Here is a 3,051-nt window from a genome sequence, read left to right as displayed (position 1 = left end):
AAGGCCGCGCAGATGGCGCGCGACGGACAGGACAGGCTGGCCTCGCTTACCTTGCTGGCCACGCAGGTCGATTTCACCGAACCCGGCGAGTTGCAGCTCTTCATCAGCGAAAGCGAGGTCACGTTTCTGGAAAACATGATGTGGGATCAAGGGTATCTGGATACCAAGCAGATGGCGGGGGCGTTTCAATTGCTGCGCTCGGCCGATCTGATCTGGTCGCGCTACACCCACGACTATCTGATGGGAAAACGCCAGGACATGTTCGACCTCATGGCATGGAACGATGATGCGACGCGCCTGCCCTACCGCATGCACAGCGAATACCTGCGCAAGCTTTATCTGGGGAACGAACTGGCGCAGGGACAATACCACATCGACGACAAGCCGGTGACGCTGGACGCGATCGACGTGCCGCTCTTCTGCGTCTCGACCACCTCGGATCACATCGCGCCGTGGCAGTCGGTCTACAAGCTTCACCTGCTGACCGAGCCGTCGCTCACCTTCGTGCTGACCAGCGGCGGCCACAATGCCGGGATCGTCAGCGAACCGGGGCACAAGGGGCGATCGTTTCACATCCACACCACAGAAAAGGACGATCCTTACATTCCGCCTGAGACGTGGGAAACCGTGGCCGAGCCGCGTGAGGGGTCGTGGTGGCCGGCCCTTGTCGACTGGCTGAACGAACGATCAAGCGGCAAGACGACACCGCCGAAGACGGGCGCCGGCAAGGGCAAATACCGGCCGCTTGAGGATGCCCCCGGCACTTATGTGTTCCAGAAATGAACCCGCCCGACACCATCACAAACCAGCCTTTCGACAGCCTGAAGCCCGGCGACGGGGCACGGATCGAGCGCCGGGTGTCGGTAGGCGACATGCGCGGGTTCACAACCCACGCCGCCGACATTACGGACCACGGCATCGACCGTAAGCTTGCCTCGGACCCGGATTTTCGCGCAGCACTCGCGCAAGGCGGGTTTGCCGTGACCCTGCTGGTCACGCTGATCATTGGCCGGTTTCCGGGCCCGGGCACACGGCTTGACACCCTGTCCGTCGAGTGTTCCGGGGTGCTCAAGCAGGGCGACATGCCGATTGCCGAGGCGACCGTCGCATCGCTCGATGCCAAATCGCGCAAAGTGCAGCTTGACTGCAGGTGTTGTCGCGAAGACGGGACGGTCATCCTGGCGGGCCGGATCGGGGTAATCGTGCCGGACAGACAGGTGTCGCGACCATTCGGTCGTCAGGTCGCGCTTGAGCCGGGGCACGCGCCCGACGGGTTCGAGCATATCGAGGATCTTGCCCGTGACATGGGTCCGGTCCGCATGGCCGTGGTCAACCCCGTCGATGCTCCGTCCATCGAAGGCGCAATCAGCAGCGCGCGCGCGGGGCTGATCGAGCCGGTGCTGTTCGGAGCGGAGAAGAAGATACGCACCGCCGCCGAAGAGGCGCGGGTGGACCTGTCCGGTGTCGATATCCGCGATACGCCGGTCCCGGAGCAAGCGCCGCGCGCGGCGGCGCGCCTTGCCGCCGCGCGCGGCGCTTGGGGGGCTGGACGGGCTGGGTTTCACCGGCGGGGTCGGCGAAAATGCTCCCGGCATACGGGAAGGGATCTGTGCAGAGCTTGGCTGGCTTGGGATCGGGATCGACCGGCAGGCCAATGCTCACGGTAGGTCATGGATTTCGCCCGAGGCAGGAACGGTCGGTGTTTACCTGATTCCCACGGATGAGGAACAGGTGCTTGCTCGCGGTGCCGAAGAGGGTCTGCGGGAATGTGACTGTGCGACAGGCTGACTCCGTCAGGGGTTTCCATCGATTCCCCAGTACTCTCGCAAGGTGGTTATCATCTCATGCGGAAGGTTGTAGTAACGACCGATTTCAGTGTCGCTCAGCCCGTAATCGACCATGGCCGTCAACACCTCTGCCGACATCGGGCCAAGCGCCTCCAAGATGCGATAGGTGTCTTCCATCGTCAATGCGGGCGATCGGTCTTCGAATAGCGAACAATCTTTCATGCCCCCCTCCAAGTCGTGACCCAATTCTGAACAACGATCATGACCCGCGCATTGACCCGGATTAATGAGATCTGTAGCCCGGCATGCCAGTCTCGGTCCCACAGACACGATCTGAGCGTGTCAAGGCAAACAGGAGGCAAGGAAATTAACCATGCTGGTCAGGAAAGTCATGTCCTCACCGGTAATCAGTGCAGAACCTGAAACCACGATCCGCGACGCGGCAGACCGAATGCGCGCGAATGGAGTGGGTGCATTGCCGGTATTTCAGGACCGCAGGCCAATCGGCATCGTGACCGACCGTGATATCGTCATACGCGCGCTGGCCGCGCGGGGCTTCGCCCTTGGGCTGGATACAAGCATCAGGGACATCCTCACGCGCAATATGATCACCTGTTTCGCCGATCAGGACGCGTTCGCAGCTGCGGCACTGATGGGTGAGGAACGGGTCCGGCGTCTGCTGGTAATCGACAGGTCAGGTACGGCTGTCGGCATCCTGTCGGTTGGCGACATTGCCGAACATGTGTCCGAGGAACTGGCCGGACAGGCCCTGGGCGAAATCAGCGAAGCCCGCGCGCGCGACATTCCCGGCTGATATGGGACATCACGCGACCCCGCTGGTGATCTCGTTGCGAAGCGCCGCGATATCGACTTGTGCAAGGTCCGCCAGCGCGGGCAGATCCTGGATCAGGATGTCCATGTGATCGCCGGTCCTGATGACACCGGCCCGGTTCAGACGCCGCAACGTTCGGCAGACATGGACCGATGACAGCCCCGTGAAATCGCCGAGTTTCTGCTGACCGAGCGGCACATGGAATTCGTGGTCACACTGGGTGTCTCCTCCGGACAGGCGTATGCACAGCTCTATGAGGACGTAGGCGAGGCGGGTCTCTGCGCTCGCCTGACCGAGCCTCAACGTGCGTTCCGATTGCCGGGCCTGCGCCGCGATATCGCGCTGTCGTTCAGACTTTCGCAGATCGGCATCTTCCTGAAGCAATTGCGCCCAAGCGGTCTTGTCGATGGAGACGATCACTGCATCGCACAG

General features: G+C 62.1%; 6 protein-coding genes. 4 read left to right on the top strand and 2 right to left on the bottom strand.

Annotated features, from left to right (window positions below; genetic code table 11):
- The 3 genes from LCF59_RS17615 to LCF59_RS17825 form a co-directional block, all read left to right on the top strand.
- A partial coding sequence (locus LCF59_RS17615; RefSeq protein ID WP_292288926.1) for an alpha/beta fold hydrolase occupies positions 1–783 on the top strand: 783 nt, incomplete at its 5' end.
- Positions 780–1,667, top strand: a complete 888-nt coding sequence (locus tag LCF59_RS17610) for a hypothetical protein (protein WP_292288925.1) — start codon at positions 780–782, stop codon at positions 1,665–1,667. The genes LCF59_RS17615 and LCF59_RS17610, both read left to right, overlap by 4 nt.
- Positions 1,555–1,788: a hypothetical protein gene (locus tag LCF59_RS17825; protein ID WP_367273423.1), complete on the top strand. Its 234-nt coding sequence runs from the start codon at positions 1,555–1,557 to the stop codon at positions 1,786–1,788. Before LCF59_RS17610 ends, LCF59_RS17825 begins: the two co-directional genes overlap by 113 nt.
- A 5-nt stretch (positions 1,789–1,793) precedes the next feature.
- Here the strand turns inward: LCF59_RS17825 and LCF59_RS17605 are convergent, their stop codons facing one another.
- A complete protein-coding gene (locus tag LCF59_RS17605) occupies positions 1,794–2,009 on the bottom strand; it encodes a hypothetical protein (protein ID WP_292288924.1) in 216 nt (71 codons plus the stop codon).
- Between the two features lie 151 nt (positions 2,010–2,160).
- Here LCF59_RS17605 and LCF59_RS17600 point away from each other — a divergent pair, with 151 nt between their 5' ends.
- Positions 2,161–2,601, top strand: coding sequence for a CBS domain-containing protein (locus LCF59_RS17600; protein ID WP_292288923.1), 441 nt, complete (start codon positions 2,161–2,163; stop codon positions 2,599–2,601).
- Positions 2,602–2,610: 9 nt separating this feature from the next.
- Here LCF59_RS17600 and LCF59_RS17595 read toward each other — a convergent pair.
- A partial coding sequence (locus LCF59_RS17595; protein ID WP_292288922.1) for a Crp/Fnr family transcriptional regulator occupies positions 2,611–3,051 on the bottom strand: 441 nt, incomplete at its 5' end.

The organism is Marivita sp., assembly GCF_020055675.1.
Classification (GTDB): Bacteria; Pseudomonadota; Alphaproteobacteria; order Rhodobacterales; family Rhodobacteraceae; genus Marivita.
This window is presented reverse-complemented; position numbering and strand designations above follow the sequence as displayed.

Coding starts and splice junctions, on each gene's coding strand:
- LCF59_RS17605 (WP_292288924.1), bottom strand. CDS start 2,009: ATGAAAGATTGTTCGCTATTCGAAGACCGATCGCCCGCATTGACGATG.
- LCF59_RS17610 (WP_292288925.1), top strand. CDS start 780: ATGAACCCGCCCGACACCATCACAAACCAGCCTTTCGACAGCCTGAAG.
- LCF59_RS17600 (WP_292288923.1), top strand. CDS start 2,161: ATGCTGGTCAGGAAAGTCATGTCCTCACCGGTAATCAGTGCAGAACCT.